The sequence below is a fragment of the Nocardia sp. Root136 genome (assembly GCF_001427185.1).
Classification (GTDB): Bacteria; Actinomycetota; Actinomycetes; order Mycobacteriales; family Mycobacteriaceae; genus Nocardia; species Nocardia salmonicida.
In genome coordinates this window covers 108,559-124,812 of record NZ_LMFE01000004.1, presented here as the reverse complement: position 1 = coordinate 124,812, position 16,254 = coordinate 108,559, and the positions used below count along the sequence as shown (strand labels likewise).

16 protein-coding genes are annotated in these 16,254 nt (G+C 68.1%); 3 read left to right on the top strand and 13 right to left on the bottom strand.

The window, feature by feature from the left end; all coding sequences use genetic code 11:
• Positions 1-30 precede the first annotated feature (30 nt).
• Positions 31-789 carry a 2'-5' RNA ligase family protein gene (locus tag ASD42_RS16385; protein ID WP_056817594.1) on the top strand — a complete coding sequence of 253 codons (759 nt, stop codon included), beginning with the start codon at positions 31-33 and terminating at the stop codon, positions 787-789.
• Here ASD42_RS16385 and ASD42_RS16380 read toward each other — a convergent pair.
• From ASD42_RS16380 to ASD42_RS16345, 8 genes are all read right to left on the bottom strand, one after another.
• Positions 779-1,117 carry a 4Fe-4S dicluster domain-containing protein gene (locus tag ASD42_RS16380; protein WP_056817593.1) on the bottom strand — a complete coding sequence of 113 codons (339 nt, stop codon included), beginning with the start codon at positions 1,115-1,117 and terminating at the stop codon, positions 779-781. The genes ASD42_RS16385 and ASD42_RS16380 overlap by 11 nt on opposite strands.
• Positions 1,114-2,706 carry an FAD-dependent oxidoreductase gene (locus ASD42_RS16375; protein ID WP_056817591.1) on the bottom strand — a complete coding sequence of 531 codons (1,593 nt, stop codon included), beginning with the start codon at positions 2,704-2,706 and terminating at the stop codon, positions 1,114-1,116. The genes ASD42_RS16380 and ASD42_RS16375 overlap by 4 nt, the downstream gene beginning before the upstream one ends.
• A gap of 101 nt (positions 2,707-2,807) precedes the next feature.
• On the bottom strand, positions 2,808-3,743 hold the full coding sequence (locus tag ASD42_RS16370; protein ID WP_056817590.1) for a TauD/TfdA dioxygenase family protein: 936 nt from the start codon (positions 3,741-3,743) through the stop codon (positions 2,808-2,810).
• A gap of 109 nt (positions 3,744-3,852) precedes the next feature.
• On the bottom strand, positions 3,853-5,193 hold the full coding sequence (locus ASD42_RS16365) for an LLM class flavin-dependent oxidoreductase (RefSeq protein WP_056817589.1): 1,341 nt from the start codon (positions 5,191-5,193) through the stop codon (positions 3,853-3,855).
• Positions 5,194-5,206: 13 nt separating this feature from the next.
• Positions 5,207-6,100 carry an ABC transporter permease gene (locus ASD42_RS16360; protein WP_056817588.1) on the bottom strand — a complete coding sequence of 298 codons (894 nt, stop codon included), beginning with the start codon at positions 6,098-6,100 and terminating at the stop codon, positions 5,207-5,209.
• Positions 6,093-6,956: an ABC transporter ATP-binding protein gene (locus ASD42_RS16355; RefSeq protein ID WP_056817586.1), complete on the bottom strand. Its 864-nt coding sequence runs from the start codon at positions 6,954-6,956 to the stop codon at positions 6,093-6,095. Before ASD42_RS16355 ends, ASD42_RS16360 begins: the two co-directional genes overlap by 8 nt.
• Positions 6,953-8,035, bottom strand: a complete 1,083-nt coding sequence (locus ASD42_RS16350) for an ABC transporter substrate-binding protein (protein ID WP_056817585.1) — start codon at positions 8,033-8,035, stop codon at positions 6,953-6,955. The genes ASD42_RS16355 and ASD42_RS16350 overlap by 4 nt, the downstream gene beginning before the upstream one ends.
• Before the next feature lie 323 nt (positions 8,036-8,358).
• Positions 8,359-9,099 (bottom strand): IclR family transcriptional regulator, encoded by a 741-nt coding sequence (locus tag ASD42_RS16345; protein WP_056817583.1) that lies wholly within the window; start codon positions 9,097-9,099, stop codon positions 8,359-8,361.
• A 200-nt stretch (positions 9,100-9,299) separates the two neighbouring features.
• On the opposite strand from ASD42_RS16345, the gene ASD42_RS16340 reads away from it, so the two are divergent.
• Positions 9,300-10,754: a PLP-dependent cysteine synthase family protein gene (locus ASD42_RS16340; protein ID WP_056817582.1), complete on the top strand. Its 1,455-nt coding sequence runs from the start codon at positions 9,300-9,302 to the stop codon at positions 10,752-10,754.
• 53 nt (positions 10,755-10,807) lie between these two features.
• A complete protein-coding gene (locus ASD42_RS16335) occupies positions 10,808-11,005 on the top strand; it encodes a hypothetical protein (RefSeq protein ID WP_156677487.1) in 198 nt (65 codons plus the stop codon).
• A gap of 190 nt (positions 11,006-11,195) precedes the next feature.
• Here ASD42_RS16335 and ASD42_RS34935 read toward each other — a convergent pair whose 3' ends face one another.
• Genes ASD42_RS34935 through ASD42_RS16315 form a run of 5 tightly spaced genes read right to left on the bottom strand, consistent with a single transcriptional unit; the run spans position 11,196 to position 16,244 of the window.
• Complete coding sequence (locus tag ASD42_RS34935; protein WP_200950469.1) at positions 11,196-11,357, bottom strand: hypothetical protein; 162 nt, start codon at positions 11,355-11,357, stop codon at positions 11,196-11,198.
• Positions 11,358-11,409: 52 nt separating this feature from the next.
• The gene (locus ASD42_RS16330) at positions 11,410-12,615 is read right to left on the bottom strand and encodes a hypothetical protein (protein WP_056817578.1); all 1,206 of its coding nucleotides are present in this window, start codon (positions 12,613-12,615) and stop codon (positions 11,410-11,412) included.
• Positions 12,616-12,649: 34 nt separating this feature from the next.
• Positions 12,650-13,693 carry an NAD-dependent epimerase/dehydratase family protein gene (locus ASD42_RS16325; protein WP_056817576.1) on the bottom strand — a complete coding sequence of 348 codons (1,044 nt, stop codon included), beginning with the start codon at positions 13,691-13,693 and terminating at the stop codon, positions 12,650-12,652.
• Positions 13,690-15,348: a fatty acid CoA ligase family protein gene (locus ASD42_RS16320; RefSeq protein ID WP_056817574.1), complete on the bottom strand. Its 1,659-nt coding sequence runs from the start codon at positions 15,346-15,348 to the stop codon at positions 13,690-13,692. The genes ASD42_RS16325 and ASD42_RS16320 overlap by 4 nt, the downstream gene beginning before the upstream one ends.
• On the bottom strand, positions 15,345-16,244 hold the full coding sequence (locus ASD42_RS16315; protein ID WP_056817572.1) for a hypothetical protein: 900 nt from the start codon (positions 16,242-16,244) through the stop codon (positions 15,345-15,347). The genes ASD42_RS16320 and ASD42_RS16315 overlap by 4 nt, the downstream gene beginning before the upstream one ends.
• Positions 16,245-16,254 lie beyond the last annotated feature (10 nt).

Below are 16,254 nucleotides of genomic sequence, written 5' to 3'. Positions count from 1 at the left end.
CGTCGCTGTGAGGTAGCCGGCATCGCATCGATGCCGATCGTGCCGGGCGAGGTCGGGAGGTTGCGCACCATGATCGCGAGCGAGATGACCGTTGCCAGCCGCTGGTGGTGGCGTCCGGGGTGGACACCGGGTCGTTCGTTCTACAACTGGCAGATCACGCCGAGCCAGCCGGTCGCCGACAAACTGCTCGAGATCTTCGCGCCCACCCTCTCACGCCTGCCCGGCCTCGAACAGGTAGACGCCGCGCGGCTGCGGATCGGTGTGCAGGGCATCGGGTTCGCCGACGGGGTCAAAGGGGTGCACCTGGCGGCCCTGGTGGCAGGCGCACGCGATCTCCTCGCCCAGCTCGCGCCGTTCCAACTCGCGTTCGGACCGCCAGAGGTCACCGCCGAATCGATCCGATTGCCCATCACCGTCTCGGACGAACTGCTCCGGGTGCGGGCGGACTTGACCGACGCGCTGACCGAGGTGTGGATCCGGGAACGGATCCCCGACTACGGTGAGCCGCTGCGCCCCTACCTGGCGCTGGCCCACGCGACCCACCCGACACCGCTGCACGAGATCCGCACCGCGCTCGCCGAGGACGGGTTGGACGACTTCGCCCTCGACGACACGGTATCCGCGGTCTCGATGGTCGAATTGCAGTGCGAGGACGGACGATACGACTGGTCTGATGTCAGCACCGCCGGCCTACTGCGTGAACCGGACCCGGTCGTCGAACAGAGCGTGTTCGACGACCCGCTGTTCGGCCCGCTGCGACACCCGATACCGCCCACGCTCAGGGGTTGAGCCGTGGCGGCGGCGCCCCGTGTGGGAGTCGCGGCCCCACCGCGACCTGGGCGCCCGCGGTGCGCCCGTGCCCCCAACCGAGCTTCTCGCGATACCGGCCGATGTGCTCGGTGGGAACCGCCGCGTCCGGCGGCAGCGGCGTGACCTCGGGCGCGACGTAGAGGGCATCGGTCGGGCAGTACGCCTCGCACATGAAGCAGGTCTGGCAGTCCGATTGCCGTGCGATAACCGGGATCCCGCCCTCGACGCGATCGAAGACATTGGTGGGGCAGGCCGTCACGCATTTGTCGCAGCCGATGCAGTCCTGCGCACGCAGCAGTTCGATCACGACGCCACCGCCAGACCCGAGTTGCGGGTGCTCGCCGAATCGACCCACGGCTCGTCGAGCCCACCCGAATGCAGGTGGTGATGCTGTGCCGGATCGAGGTCGGGATGATCGGCGCGTTTACTCATCCCGCGCGTCTCGGTGCGCGCCAACGTGGATCGGTACATGAGACGCCCGACCGCGGTGATCGCCGCGGCCTGCCGGGCCCTGACCCGTTCGTCGCCGGTCCCGCCGCCCAGACCCGCCGACGCGGCATCCCACAGGTCGTCGAGCCGGGCGAGAGCGGGGCGCAGCCGGTCACCGTGGCGCAGATAGTTCTTCTCGAAGGGGATCAACTCGTCCTGCGCGGCGGTGACGACCTCGGCGGCGGTGACCGACGGTGATTCGGTGGGGCGCAGGCCGACTCCACCGATTCCACGCACCGCACCATCTGATCGGTCAGCTGTCGTGGCATAGTGCGCGGCGCCCGCGCCCGCCCAGCTTCCCGACGACATCGCCCAGGCGGCATTATGGCTACCACCGCCGGTGAAACCACCACAGATACGCTCACGGGTGGCCGCGTCGCCCGCGACGTACAGGCCGGGAACCGTTGTCGCGCAGTGATCGTCGACCACATCGATGCCGCCGGTGCCGCGGACCGTGCCCTCGGCGAGCAGGTCGATCTCGAACCGGTCGGTGAACGGATCGATACCGCGCCGGTCGAACTGCAAGAAGAAGTTCGGCTGACCCATCCGCATCTGCGCCTGCACCGTTTCATCCGCGCGATCGAGCTGCGCGAACACCTTCTCCTGCAACAGGGTTCGGGCGATCACCGAGCGACCCTTGGTCGACCCGGCCTCCTCGAGCACCCGGCCGTCCTCGCCGAAGAAGGTGGCATAGCCGTAGTAGGCGGTCTTGGTGATGGTGGAACCCTTGGGCACGATGGCGTAGGCGTTGGAGAACTCCATGCCGGAGAACCGCGCGCCCGCCTCGGCCGCCATCAACGCGCCGTCGCCGGTGTCGACATCGGTGCCGAGTGCGCGGGAGAGGAACGCGCAACCGCCGGTGGCGAGCACTACCGCGCCCGCGGTGATCCGGTACTCCCGATCCAGCTGACGCTGATAGCCCGCCGCGCCACGCACCGCGCCCGTCTCGTCGACGAGCAGTTCCAGGGCGGGGGAGTGATCGTGGACCTGCACACCGAGCCGGGTGAGCCACGCCCGCATTCGGCGCATGTACTCCGGCCCCTGCACGCCGGTGCGTAACTGCGCACCGGTGGCCGGGTCCACCGGGAACGGGTAGCGGCCCTCGACGGCGAGCCGGTTCATGTTGGCGTAGGTCTGGTCGAGGACGCGATCCATCCAATAGTGGTCGGCGAGGTGACCGCCGAGTGCCTCCCTGCTCGCCTTCGCGTTGGCACGGGCGGCGGCTTCGGGGGCCACGTACCAGACGCCGGTACCGGAAGGCGCTGTGGCGCCGCTGGTTCCGCAGTAGCCCTTGTCGACAAGGATCACCTCGGCGCCTGCTTCACGGGCGTGGATCGCGGCCCAGGACGCCGCGGGACCGCCGCCGATGATGAGCACGTCGGTACTGGTGTGCCACGGTTCGGTCATATGTGCTCCTGTGTGTGTCGGCGCGCGCCGCGCGCAGGGTCGTGGCCACCGAGGGCCGGGGTGCGGTGCCCGACACGAAGGTGCGGGCACCGCAACGGTTCTCAGGCGCCGGTGAACTTCGCGCCGGCGATCGGCGTGGAGGCCGCGCCGTCGACGCCGACCGGGATGTCGCCCTCGAGGGTGGTGCGGTAGAGGACCCGGGTGACGTCGAGGTGGTCGAGGTCGCTGGGAGCCAAGTGCGCGGTGGCGCGGTTGTCCCAGAAGGCGATGCTGCCCTTTTCCCAGCGGAAGCGGACGGTGTAGGCGGGGTGCGAGATCTCGTCGAACAGCAACTGCAACAGGGCATCGCTCTGGGGCGGGGTCAGGCCGAGGATCCGGGTGGTGAAGCCGGGGTTGACGAACAGCACGCGCTCACCGGTCACCGGGTGGACGCGCACGACAGGGTGCTCGGTCACCAGCGGTGCCGCGGCGATCTTGCGGGCGTACTCGCTACCCGCCTCCCACGGCGGAATCCGGCCACCGAAGCGGTGCTCGGCCCGCAGCCCGTCGACGAAGGTGCGCAGCGATTCCGGCAGACCGGCGTAGGCCGCGGCCAGGTTGGTCCACTGGGTGTCGCCGCCGGTCTCAGGTGCGATCTCGGCGCGCAGGATCGAGGCCGCGGGCGGGTTGATCAGCGGCGAGACATCGGTGTGCCATTTGTTGGTGTAGCTGAACTTCTTGCGGCCGAACTTCTTCTCGTAGAGGCGGCTGTCGACGGCCAGGATCTCCGGGTGCTCGGTGGGCGCGTCGTCGTCGTAGGGATGCGACGGGGTGACCGCGCCGAAGCGGCGAGAGAACGCGATCTGTTCGGTGTGGCCGATCTGCTGGTCGCGGAAGAACAGCACCTTGTGCCGGTGCAGCGCCGCGGTGAGCTCGTCGACCTGTGCGTCGGTGAGTTCCTCGCGCAGGTCGACGCCGGTCACCTCGGCGCCGATGTGGCCTGCGACCTGGGTGATCTCGAGAGCGGTGCGGACGCGGGGGTTTTCGATGGTGGTCATGTCGGTGGTCCTTCGTGTGAAGTCTGTCGCCGGGTTGTGGGAAGTCGTCATTCCCGACAGGAACTGCTCACCACCCGCATGAACTCGATGTCGAGTCGTCGGGCGCGCATCAGGCGCTCACCCGTGAATCCTGCTCGGCGAACTGGCTTTCCACCGGAGCGAGCCCGTAATGACCGCGCAGTGTGGTGGATTCGTACTCGGTGCGGAACAGGCCGCGCTCCTGCAGGATCGGCACCACGCGGTCCACGAAATCGGCCAGGCCGCCGGGCAGGTAGGGAGCCATGATGTTGAATCCGTCGGCCGCGCCCGCGTCGAACCAGCTCTGCAGCTCGTCGGCCACCTGTTCGGGGGTGCCGGCGAAAGTGCGGTGACCACGACCGCCGCCCAGCTTGCCGATGAGCTGACGCACGGTGAGGTCCTCGGATTCGGCCAGTTGCTTGACCAGTGTGAACCGGCTCTTGCCGCCCTCGATCTCGCTCTCGGCGGGCAACGGCGGCAACGGTGCGTCCAGCGCGTGTGCGGTCAGGTCGACGCCGAGCATCGAGGAGAGTTGGCGCAGTGCGTAATCGGGCGAGATCAGGTCGGTGAACTCCTGCTCGAGGGCCTTTGCCTCCTCGACGGTGTCGGCGATGAACGGCACCAGGCCCGGCAGCACCTTCAAGTCGTCGTGTGCGCGACCGTATTTCGCCAGGCGCGACTTGAGATCGCGGTAGAACTGCACGCCCTCGTCGAGGGTGCGCTGTGCGGTGAACACGGCTTCGGCACGGTGGGCGGCGAACTCCTTGCCCGATTCCGAGGAGCCGGCCTGGACCAGCAGCGGTCGACCCTGCGGTCCACGGGGGGAGTTCAGTGGGCCGCGTACACGGAACCGTTCGCCCTCGTAGTCGAGGGTGTGCACCCGGCTAGGGTCGGCGAAAACTCCGGTCTCGGTATCGAGCACGATCGCCTCGGCTTCCCAGCTGTCCCACAGGGCCAAGGCCACGTCGACGAACTCCTCGGCGCGTTCGTAGCGGCGGGCGTGCTCGGGGATCGCGTCGAGCCCGAAGTTGTAGGCCTCGTCGACATTGCCGGAGGTGACGATGTTCCACCCGGCACGGCCCGCGCTGATGTGGTCGAGCGAGGCGAACTTGCGTGCGAGATTGAACGGTTCGTTGTAGCTGGTCGACGCGGTGGCGATCAGGCCGATCCGCTCGGTGACCGCGGCGATCGCCGACAGCAGGGTGATCGGTTCGAACACGGTGAGGGTGTTGCGTTCGATCCGCGGGCCCACGGCGAGGGTGTCGGCGAAGAACACCGAGTCGAGCTTGCCGCGCTCGGCGATGCGCGCCAGTTCCTGGAAGTGGCGCACATCGAGCACACGCTGCTCGTCGGTGCGCGGATGGCGCCACGCGGCCTCGTGGTGCCCGACGCCCATCAGGAAGGCGTTGAGGTGAAAGGTTCTGCCGGACATGGTGATCTCCTGATCAGGCGTTGGTCGGTGAGGTGCGCCAGCGCGAGAGCCGGCGTTCCAGGGCGACGAGGGCGAAGTTGAAACCGAGACCGATCAGCGAGATCGCCACGATTCCCGCGTACATCTGCGGAATCTGGAAGTTCTGCTGCGCGGCGGTGATGAGATAGCCCAGACCGGCTCGCGCGCCGATCATCTCGGCGGCGATGAGGACCAGGATCGAGCCGGCCGCGGCCATTCGGATGCCGGTGAAGATGGACGGGATCGCCGCGGGCAGGATCACCTTCTGGAACAACCGCAGTGGCGAGAAGCCCAGTGAGACTGCCGATTTCACGAGCAGCGGGTCGACGGTGCGCACGCCGGTGATGGTGTTGAGCAGGATCGGGAAGAACGTGGCGTAGCCGATCAGCGCGATCTTCGAGGTCTCGCCGATGCCGAGGATCAGCACGAACACCGGAAGCAGCGCGAGCGCGGCGGTGTTGCGGAACAGTTCGAGGACCGGATTGAGGAAATCCGACACCGGCTTGTACCAGGCGATGGCGATGCCGACCGGGACGGCGATCACCAGGGCGAAGGAGAAGCCGGTGACCGATCGGGTGAGGCTGGCCGAGGTGTGTTCGGCCAGCTGGCCGTTGCCCGCCAACTCGAAGAAGGCCTGCACCACCGTGGAGAACGGCGGGAGGAATACCTCGTCGACCAGACCGAACCGTGGCGCCAACTCCCACGCGCCGAGCAGCAGCGCGAAGGCGAGCAGTGGTTTGGCGATGCGAAGTGCAGTGCTTCCTGCCGAGCCGACCGCTCGACCGAGCGCGGACCGAGCGGCAGGCACCGCGGTGCGTGTACGCGGGGGTGCGGCCGGTGCGGCGGCGACCTCGACGGGGCGCACGAGCAGGGGGACGGCGCTAGACATGGGCGGGACTCCTGTCGGTGGACGCGACCGCCGCGGCGGCCGTGGTGTCGTCGGCGGCGAGTTCCAGGCGCTGGGCCCGGCTCACCTCGCTCTGCAGTTCCGTCCAGATCCGATGGCGGTAGTCGCGGAACTGTTCGCTGGAGCGGACGTCGATATCGCCGCTGCGGTCGATGTCGATATCGATCACGGCCTTCACCCGGCCGGGGCGTGAGGTGAGCACCGCGACGCGCTGGCCCAGATACACCGCTTCATCGATGCCGTGGGTGATGAACAGAATGGTCTTGCCGGTGGTGCGCCAGATCCGCAGGAGCTCGTCCTGCAGCGACTCCCTGGTCTGTGCGTCGAGTGCCGCGAACGGCTCGTCCATCAGCAGCACCTCGGGATCGAAGGCCAGGCTGCGGGCGATCGCCACGCGCTGCTTCATACCGCCGGACAACTCGTGCGGGTACCGGTCACCGAAGCCGGCCAGGCCGACCAACTCGAGGTAGTGCTCGGCGATCGCCTTGCGCTCCTTGCGAGCGATGCCCTTGGCCTCGAGGCCGAACTGGATATTGGCGCGAGCGGTCCGCCACGGCAGCAGCGCGTACTGCTGGAACACCACTCCGCGGTCGAGACCGGGGCCGGTGATCGGGGCGCCGTCGAGCAGGATCTGTCCGGAGCTGGGCTTGCTCAGTCCACCCAGCAGGTCGAGCAGCGTGGACTTGCCCGAGCCGCTCGGCCCGACCAGGACGAGGAACTCGCCTGCTCCGACCTCGATGGAGATGTCGTCGATCGCGGTGAACTTCTCGTCGGTGCCGCGCACGGCGAACTGTTTGCTCACCGATCGCAGCGCGAGTTTGGCTGGGGTGCCGGTCATTTCGCGGCCACCACCTCTCCGGTCGGACCGCTGGTCGGCTGGTAGGTGCCGTTGGCGTAGGGGTTGTCCTTGTTGGTGAACAGGTCCTCGGCGGTGATCTTGCCCTTGGGCAGTTCGCCGTTGCGCTCGAGCCAGTCGATCCAGATCTGGATCTCCTTGTCCGCGATCACCGCTCCGGGCACCGGCAGGCCGGGGCTGCGCCAGTAGTCGAGCAGCTTGAGGTTCTCGTTGCGGCCGCGCTTGTTGATGATCTCGGTGAACTTGGCGACGACCTGATCACGCGGGGTGAGCTGCAGCCAGCGGGTGGCGCGCGCGGTGCCCTGCACGAAGTCCTTGACGGCTTCGGGGTTCTGCGCGATGTAGTCCTTGCGGAAAACGTAGGTGCCGTAATCGAATTCGCCGAAGATGTCCTTGTCGGTGAACAGCGGGTGCAAGCCTCCGCGCTCGACGGCGGTCTCGCGGAATACGCTGCCGAGCGCGCCGACGTCGATCTGCCCGCTGCGCAGCGCCTCCTCGGTGTTGACCGGCGGCACCACGATCAGCTGGACCTGCTTGATCTCGGCCTCGCTCAGGCCCTGCTGGTGCAGCCATTCGCGGGTGACGAACTCGTGGTGCGCGCCGAGGGTGTTGACGCCGACCTTCTTGCCGATCAGGTCACGGGCGTTGGTGATGCCGATATTGTCGCGGACGAAGTAGCCGGTGAACGACTTGGTATCGGAGCCGTAGGAGCTCAGCACCGCTTGCACCGGGGCGCCGCCCGCGGCGAGCTTGACCACCGCGCCGTTGAACGCGCTGCCGAATTCGACCTGCTTGGTGGCGGCCGCCTGGATATTAGCCGGGCCACTGGTGGTGTCACCCTCCCACTGAAAGCTGATCTTGGTGAAGTAGCCCAGGTTGTCGGCGAGCTCGTAGGGCGTGACCTGTCCGGTCTGTCCCTGGTAGCGCAGCACGGTCTTGCCGTCGGCGGTCGTCACGGCATCGGTGCCGCCGCAGGCGGTGACGACCGCGAGGACGGCGGGTGCGACGAGCGCGGCGGCGAGCGCACGCAGCGGACGTCGTCGGAAGGTAGTGGACAACATGGTTCGCGATTTCTTTCTACGGCGTGGGAGGACTACGCGGCGGACCGCAACGGGCGCACGCCGCGACGATCCACACACAAAGGGCGGATTAGCGGGGTATGAGAGAAAGTGGAGTTCGACGACGGAGGAATGTCGCCGCTATTTCAGCTGCGACAGAATCCGGGGGACAGGCGCATCAAGTCCACCGTACGGCGGCGAACGAGCGCGGGGGATTCGATCATGGTATGACTTTCGTGAAAGTGGTCGGCATAGGGGACGCCGCCTCGATTCAATAGTGCGTCAACAGATTACGACTCGGCAATACTGTTTCCACATCGTGAAAATCATGGTGCGTCGAATCCCTCACCTGTGGCTGCGTTATGGAAATAGGGGCCGATGCGCACCGCGATCTGGTGGATGGCGGGCAGTACGGCGCGAACCAGATCGCGATCGAGGCGTACCGCGCGCGCCTGCACACCGATCGCGCCCCACACCTGTCGATCCGGCCCGAGGACCGGAACGGCGATCGCGCGGATCGGTTCGTCGCTGTCGATCTCCTCGATGGCGAACCCGCGACGGCGGATGGTGTCGAACAGCTCGCCGTTGCCGCGGTCGAGTCCCGCCGTGGTGTGCGCGAGCAGCGCGTGACCGACGGCGCTGGTGCTCAACGGTCTACGCTCCTGCGGAATCTGGTTGTGGCAGAAGTGGATCGGTGGCCGAGCCTGGAACACCGTGAGGGCTTCGTCGGCATCGGCGACGCTGAGACTGACGGTGATCTTGATGCCGGCGGCCAACGCGTACAAATGTGGCGCCGCGTCGTCGAGGCCGAGCCGCGACAGCGCGGGCCGGGCCAGGCACGCCAGTCCGTGCCCGATCCGGTAGCGATCGGTCGACGGGTCCTGCTCCAACAGCCTGCCGCGCACCAGCGCCTGCGCCAGCCGGAAGGTGGTGCTCACCGGGAACCCGGCCCGCTGCGCCAACTCGCTCAGCGACAATTCCGGGTCGCCGCCCTGAAAGCAGTTCAACACGTGCACGGCACGGTCGACGGCTTGTGCACCGGAACGTGGGGGTTCGGTCGCGGTCACGGCGGCCTCCTGCTCCTACTCGACGGCGTGCCGAGAACTATCGTCATCGCGCTATCCAGGCGCAATGATTCGACGCATCGGTGCGAGTAATTCATCAGGCGCCGATCGAATCCGGGTGAGAACAAACCTGTCGGCGCGGTGGGGTTGCGGGGAATCTGGAAACCGCCCTGAAGCGTCGGCGAGACAGGAAGGTCGGCGGCATGACCATCGACATCGAGGACACCCGGCGCACCGCCGCGGTGTTCGACTCCATCGACCAGGCTATCGGGCACACCCCGCTGGTTCGGTTGAACCGGATCACCGACGGCATCACCGCCACGGTGTACGTGAAGCTCGAGTATCTCAATCCCGGTGGGAGCGTGAAGGATCGAGCGGCCCTGTTCATGCTCGACGCCGCCGAAGCCGCAGGGGAGCTACGGCCCGGTGGGGTCGTGGTGGAGGCGACCTCCGGCAACACCGGCATCGGGTTGGCGGCCATCGCGGCGGCACGTGGCTATCGCACGGTGGTGGTCGTGCCGGACAAGTCCAGCCGCGACAAGATCGCGCTGTTGCGGGCCTACGGCGCCGAGGTTCATGTGACTCCCGCCGGTCGCCCGGTCGGGCACCCCGAGCACCTGCGCAGCGTCGGCCTGCGATTGACCGAGGAGATCCCCGGCGCGTGGTTCGCAGGCCAGTACGACAACCCGGCCAACCCCACCGCGCACCGTGAAACCACCGGACCCGAGATCTGGGCCCAGACCGCGGGCGGCGTCACGCACTATGTGGCGGGCATCGGCACCGGCGGAACTGTCAGCGGCACAGGGGAATTCCTGAAGGAAGCCTCGGGCGGTCGGGTCCAGGTCATCGGGGCCGATCCCGAGACGTCGGTGTACGGCGGCGGTGACGGTCGCGCCTGGTACGTCGAATCGGTGGGGCACTACCGGCATCCGGAAACCGCACTCGACGAGTGGCCGCAGTCGTACCACACCGAGGTGATCGACCGGATCGAGCGGATCACCGACGGCGAATCGCTGCGGGTGCTGCACCGATTGGCCAAAGAGGAAGGCCTGCTGCTCGGCGGTTCCTCCGGCACCTCGATCGCCGCCGCGCTGCGGGTGGCCCGTGGGCTCGGACCCGAGGATGTGGTGGTGGTGATCGCGCCCGACTCGGGACGCGGATACCTGTCGAAGTACTTCGACGACAGGTGGCTCGGGCAGTTCGGGTTTCCGTTGCTCGCGGTACACGGTGAGCCGACAGTCGGTTCGGCGCTCGGTGTGGTCGAGGGCGCCCGCTCGGCCGGGACAGGTTCGTCGGTGCTCGCCGAGGCTCGATTGCTCCCGTCGACAGCGACGGTGTCCTCGGTGCGCGGGGAACTCGCTTCGCGCCGATCGCTTCCCGTCGTCCTCGCCAGGCAGACCGCCGGGCCGGTGGTGGTCGCCGAGGTACTCGGTACCGCGACACAGGCCCGGCTCGTCGGCGCACCCGATGAAGATCCGATCGAGGCGCATCTGGATCCGCCGCCCGCGTTCGTCGGCACCACCGAGCCGGTGGGTACGGCGGTGACACGGCTCGCCGGCTATCACGGTGAGGTGCTGGTGGTACACGAGGGCCGGGTGGTCGGCGGGGCCGACGCCGCCGCGTTCGTTGCCGCTGTCGTGAGCGCGGGTGCGTCGTGAGACGCGCTACCTGGGCCGTGCCGGGGGGCGCTGGCCGACGCACGCTCGGCGCTGTGATGGCGACGGTAGCGATGGGCGGTGAAGACATCCACTGGAGTGGGCGCCGGTGGCGGGATCGGGTCGTGTGGTCGGCGAATCGGCAGGTGATTCCGCCTTCGGGGTCGGCGAACGAGCCGCGGGAGCGCGAACCGGAATGGGAAAACGCGCTCGCCGCCTCGCTGTTCGCCTGGACGGCCTTCCTCGGTGGATAGTGCCGCGCGAGCCGGACCGCAACGACCACACCGTCTCAGTAGCCTGCCCGCCGATCTGGTGGACGACACCTACCTGCTCAGCTGGGTGATTCTGTCCACCGACGGCGGGCGCGTCGATCGCATTGCAGCGATGCGATCGGTGGTGCACTGCCCAGCCGGGCGCGCGGACCCGACAACGGGAGTTCGCAGGTCAGGCGTCGGATTCGTCGCCGGTCGGGTGCGGGGTGGTGGTGCCGGACAGACGGATGACGCCCGCCTCCAGATCCAAGTCGAGGTGGGGTTGGCCGTTGGAGTCGCCGCTGCCTTCGTTCTGCAGCTTCTTACCTGGGAAGAGTTCGCCGATGATGCCCACGAGGTTCAGGATAGTCGCGGTAGCGACCTGGCCGCTCGGCCGTGCGGCGGGGTCACGGCCGCTGGTCTGCCGGGCTCGGTGCGCGAAGTTCGGCTTCGAGCATGGCGACGATGCGGTCGAGTAGGGCTTCGAGGCGGGACTCGATGCCCGCGCCGTTGCGTGCTGACACGGTCAGGTGGGTGTGGCCGTCGAATTCGGTCAGCCCGAACAGCAGGGGCATGGCGATGCTGTGCTGAGGCAGGACGAACAGTCCGGTCGGGCGGAAGCCGGGCACGGCGAGTTCCGCCGCGGTGAAGCGACCCATGTGGGACACGGTGGCCGAGGCCAGGTTTCGGCCGAGGCGGGCACCGAGCCAGTTCGTGGTGCGCAGCACGGCGCGGTTGATCGGGTCGGGTACCAGCGTGATGCGGGTGTTGGCGAGTTGATTCAGCTCACGCCGTTCGCGTAGTCCTGTCTTGATCTGGTCCTTGATCGCGGTCCATTCACGGCCGGGTTCGATATCGAGGAACAGCGGGAGCGCGAGGTTGGCGGTGGAACGCAGCGCGGGGTCGTGGCGACGGAGGTCGACGGGCATCATGATGCGCGAGATGCCCGGGGTCTCGGCGGCCAGCAGGGCGCAGACGCGGGCCAGCGCGCCGGGCCCGGCGGCATCGATGCGCCGATGACGCAGCAGATGAGGTGCGAGATCACGATGCTGCCTGCCTCGCCCGACGGCCGCGCGGTAGCGCGGGACCATCGGCGTCGGCCTGCCCGGTGCGCCGACCCGCGCCACGAGCTCCTGGTCGGCGACCGGATCGAGGTGGGGAACGAGGTCCTCGCCGCGCAGTGCGCGCAGCACATTGCTCGCCCACGCGACCATGCCGACGCCGTCCATCACGCCGTGGAAGACCCGGAAGATCAGCGTCGTCGATGCGCCGGTGAGCAACAGGACCTCGACGGTGGTGTCGGGGGTCGGCCCGATCTCACCGGTGAGGACCGGGTCGGTCTCCAGCGCGGGGTAGCTCAGCCGGTGGTCGGATATCACCCGCACCGCCGGGGCGATCTCGCTGTCGATCCACTCGGTGCCGTGGCGTCGCAGTCGCGCGCCGGGAGTGACCGATGCGGCTGCCGATACCGCTGTGCGCAATGACTCCGGTTCGATGTTGCCCTCACCGGGAACGACCAACTGCATGAGGAACGGCGGGGCCAGCTCGCGCATCGGGAAATACATGCGCTCGGTAGTCGACACCGGCCGACGAAAAATGTTGCTGCCGTTCATGATTACCTTCTGCGAGTCGGTCGTTGCGGGTGCGTTACTGCAAATCTTCGGCGAGCGCTTCGATGCCGCCCTGCTGGTCGAGCCACATGAGGAAATCGGTGAGACCGGTGTCGCGATCCACGACAGGCGTGTAGCCGAGATCGCGGCGAGCCGCTCCGGTGTCGTAGGTGGCGGTGCGCGTCATCAAGGCGACCGCATAGCGCGACAGGGGAGGCGACCAGCGATTCGCCACCGCCGGTATGCGCCAGACGGTTTCGATGGCCGCGACCACCGCTGCCAGTACGCGAGGGTTCGGTCGGCGGGAAGGCGGCTGATACCCCAGCCGGGTAGCGACTTCGCCGAGGAATCCCCAGACATCGGTTTTCTCGGCATCGGCGACGAAGTAGGCCTTACCGCCCACCGCGTCCGAGGTCAGCGCCAGTAGGCAGGCGTGCACGATATTGTCCACGTGGCACAGCGAGGCCTCGATGGTGCGACCGTAGGACAGGTCGGGCAGCGAGCCCGCGGCCGTCCGGTCGAGCAGCCGAACGATCGGTCCCGATCGGTCCCCGGCGCCCCAGATCGCTCTCGGGCGCAGCGCCACCGTCGTGAATTCGGGTGTGTCAGCGGCGAGTACGGCTCGCTCGGCCGCAGCCTTGGTTTCGGAGTAGTGGTTGAGGTAGCGGCTCGGATATGGCAGCGATTCGTCGACGTCGACCTGATCGCCGCCCTTTCGCTCCATCAGAGCACTCGGACTCGAGATGAAGACGAACCGGCCCGCGCCACCACGTCGTGCCGCGTCGAGCAGCAGTTCGGTGGCACGGACGTTCTCGGTCCAGAAGCGGGCCCTGGTGCCGCGTTCGTCGACCCGCGCGGCGCTGTGGATCACCACGTCCATCCCGCTGGTGGCTCTGCTCAGCGAGGCCGCGTCGGCGAGATCGCCGTAGACGAGCGTGACGCGCGCCGCGGCGGAGCCGAGATCGTCGAGAATGCTGCTGCGCCGGACCAGGATCGAGACATCGTGGGTGCCCTCGGCGATCAGCGCGCGCACGATGGCGCCGCCGAGGAATCCGGACGCGCCGGTGACCAGGATCTTCATCGTCGCGAGTCCAGTTTCTTCGTGGCCCAGCGGGCGAGTTGTTCGCGGCCGATCTTGGCGTTGTGCCGGATATCGACCGGGAAGCGCGGGTGCACGAGGAATTCGCGGATCGGGACGAGCGTGTCGAATTCGGCGGCGCGCGTGCGCAAGCGGGTGAGTGCGGCCGCTGCGTCGGCGCCGGGTTCGAGCTCTGCACAGAGCACCGGTCGCTGGCTGCCGGGGGTGCCGACGCCGACCAGGGCCGTGCGTGCGACTCCCGTCACCGCGTTGAAAACCTGTTCGACCTGCACGGTGAACATCGGGCCGCGCGCGGTGATGATCCGCTGGCTCTTGCGCCCGCAGAACCAGATTCGCCCCTGCCCGTCGAGCCATCCCAGATCGCCGGTGCGATGCCAGATCTGCTCGCCGTCGGTGATCTTGCCCGCGGTGTTGGCGTGCGCGGGCCAGTAGTAGCGTGTGCTCACATTCGGGCCGGCGACCACGATCTCGCCGACCTCCCGCGGGCCGAGTTGTTCGGTGTCGTCCCAGGTCTCGACCGGATCATCGGTGATGGCGAGTAGCCGGACCCGTACTCGATCGGTGGGTCGACCGATGCAGGTGCCCTCGCCGCTCTTGGCTCGCTCGACCAGACCGGCGAGCAACTCCCGCGATTCGATGGTCGACATGGGCAAGGCCTCGGTCGAGCCGTATCCGGCGTAGATCTCGACATCGGGGCGCAAGACTTCCCGCAAGCCCGCGACACACCAGTGCGGAACGGGCGCACCACCGGAGAAGATGCTGGCCAGCGACTTCACGTCGACCGGATGCGCGCGCAGCCGTTCCAGCAAGGGAATGAGCACCGCGGGCGAGGCGAACATGGTGCGCACGCCGAAGCGCTGGATCGCATCGATCACGTGCGCCGGATCGGTCGAGCCGACCTTGCTCGGAATCAGCGGTGGCAACACGCATCGCGATCCGAGGAGCAGGTCGAGGACGCCGACCAGTGGCAGTGTCACCAGGGAGGTGTCCGGTGGTGTGTGCCCGCGGGCAGCGTGTACCTGTTCCACCATGGCGGCGAGATTGCCGTGGGTCAGCTCGACGGCTTTGGCGGGACCGGTACTGCCCGTGGTGAAGCCGATGATCAGCAACTCGTCCGGATCGGCGGGCACCCGTTCGGGCAGAGCGCCGGTCGGGGTGCGGCGGTACGAGGCCAGCGTGGGTCCACCCCAGAACCAGCGGCGCCCCACGGTGAGGGTGGTGCGCACCCGCCGGAAGCTGCGCGGAAACAGCACCCGCAGAGCGTGCGCCTGCGGGATGCCGATGAACGCTTCCGCTTCGACCGCACGCAGGCAGTGCACCATGCGACGCACGCCCATGCCCGGATCGATCACCACCGGTACGGCGCCGATCTTCAACAGTGCGAACAGGATCGCGTACAGCTCCGGGCTCGGCAGCACGAGCACGATCGTGCGGGTGCCGCTGCCGACCCCGGAGTCGGTGAGATGTTCGGCGATGGCGTCGGACCAGCGATCGAGGTCGCGGTAGGTGATGCTGCGGTACTCGGGCAGCCCGTCGGCGGTCGAGCCGTCGGGATGGATGACCGCCTCGCGGTAGGGCTCCTCGCGGGCGAGTTCCCGGAATCGGTCGATGGTCTGCCAGTAGGTGGCCGTCCTCACGCGGTGGTGTCCGCGGGAAGTCGGTACAGCGTCGCGGCCGCGGACGGGCCCGCGCCCGCCGCGACGAACAGCACATGGGTGTAGCCGACGAGCGTGCCCTCGGCGCTCGCGCGCGCGTAGGCCAGCGGCAGCGCGGCGGTGTGTGGGTCGCCGTCGGACAGGTCGGGTACCCGCACCGCGTCCTGGTCGATGCCGAGCGCGTCGGCGAGCCGCTTGGGGAAATGCGGGCTCGGGGTGGAGGCGATCAACGCGACGAAGGCGCCCTCGAAATCGGCGAGCGCGGACCGGGCGACATCGGTGGCGACCATGAGGATTCGGTCCTCGAAGTCGGGTTCGCGTTCTACGGTCATCAGTGCGCGGCCGACGGTGCCCATGGCGGTGGTATCGACATAGGCCTGTCCCGCGGGAGTACCGGGCGCGGTGGCGGTGTGGACCGGACCGAAGCCCTCGGGGCCGTCCACCTGCTCGAGCAGCAGCGCCGCACCTGCGGTGGCGTAGGGGAATTCGGCATCGGCGCTCGACCTCGTCATCGAGGGATGGGTGTCGCCCGCGACGATCAGGACGTGCTCGGTACTGCCGGTCGCCAACACCGAGCCCGCCACCTGCACGGCATTGACGACGCCGACCGCGCCGTTCATCAGGTCGAAGGAGAATGTCCGCGGATCGGACCTGGTGTAGTCGAGCCCGACGCCCGCTGCCTTCTGGATCAGCGCGGCCACCGCCGGTTCGACGGTGTTCGAGTCGCGGAAGATGCCGGTATTGATCAGCACGCCGACCTGGTCGGGGCGGACGCCGCCCTGTTCGAGGCACTGCCGGGCGGCGCGGCCGCTGTGTTCTACGACGCTGTGGGTGTCGGTGGATCTGCTGGTTCCGGTGGAACGGATACGGATGCCCATGGCGAAAACC

Bases quoted from the DNA above. Each gene is read 5' to 3' on its own strand.
- ASD42_RS16385 (WP_056817594.1), top strand. From the start codon at position 31: ATGCCGATCGTGCCGGGCGAGGTCGGGAGGTTGCGCACCATGATCGCG.
- ASD42_RS16375 (WP_056817591.1), bottom strand. From the start codon at position 2,706: ATGACCGAACCGTGGCACACCAGTACCGACGTGCTCATCATCGGCGGC.
- ASD42_RS16370 (WP_056817590.1), bottom strand. From the start codon at position 3,743: ATGACCACCATCGAAAACCCCCGCGTCCGCACCGCTCTCGAGATCACC.
- ASD42_RS16365 (WP_056817589.1), bottom strand. From the start codon at position 5,193: ATGTCCGGCAGAACCTTTCACCTCAACGCCTTCCTGATGGGCGTCGGG.
- ASD42_RS16360 (WP_056817588.1), bottom strand. From the start codon at position 6,100: ATGTCTAGCGCCGTCCCCCTGCTCGTGCGCCCCGTCGAGGTCGCCGCC.
- ASD42_RS16355 (WP_056817586.1), bottom strand. From the start codon at position 6,956: ATGACCGGCACCCCAGCCAAACTCGCGCTGCGATCGGTGAGCAAACAG.
- ASD42_RS16350 (WP_056817585.1), bottom strand. From the start codon at position 8,035: ATGTTGTCCACTACCTTCCGACGACGTCCGCTGCGTGCGCTCGCCGCC.
- ASD42_RS16340 (WP_056817582.1), top strand. From the start codon at position 9,300: ATGACCATCGACATCGAGGACACCCGGCGCACCGCCGCGGTGTTCGAC.
- ASD42_RS16330 (WP_056817578.1), bottom strand. From the start codon at position 12,615: ATGAACGGCAGCAACATTTTTCGTCGGCCGGTGTCGACTACCGAGCGC.
- ASD42_RS16325 (WP_056817576.1), bottom strand. From the start codon at position 13,693: ATGAAGATCCTGGTCACCGGCGCGTCCGGATTCCTCGGCGGCGCCATC.
- ASD42_RS16315 (WP_056817572.1), bottom strand. From the start codon at position 16,244: ATGGGCATCCGTATCCGTTCCACCGGAACCAGCAGATCCACCGACACC.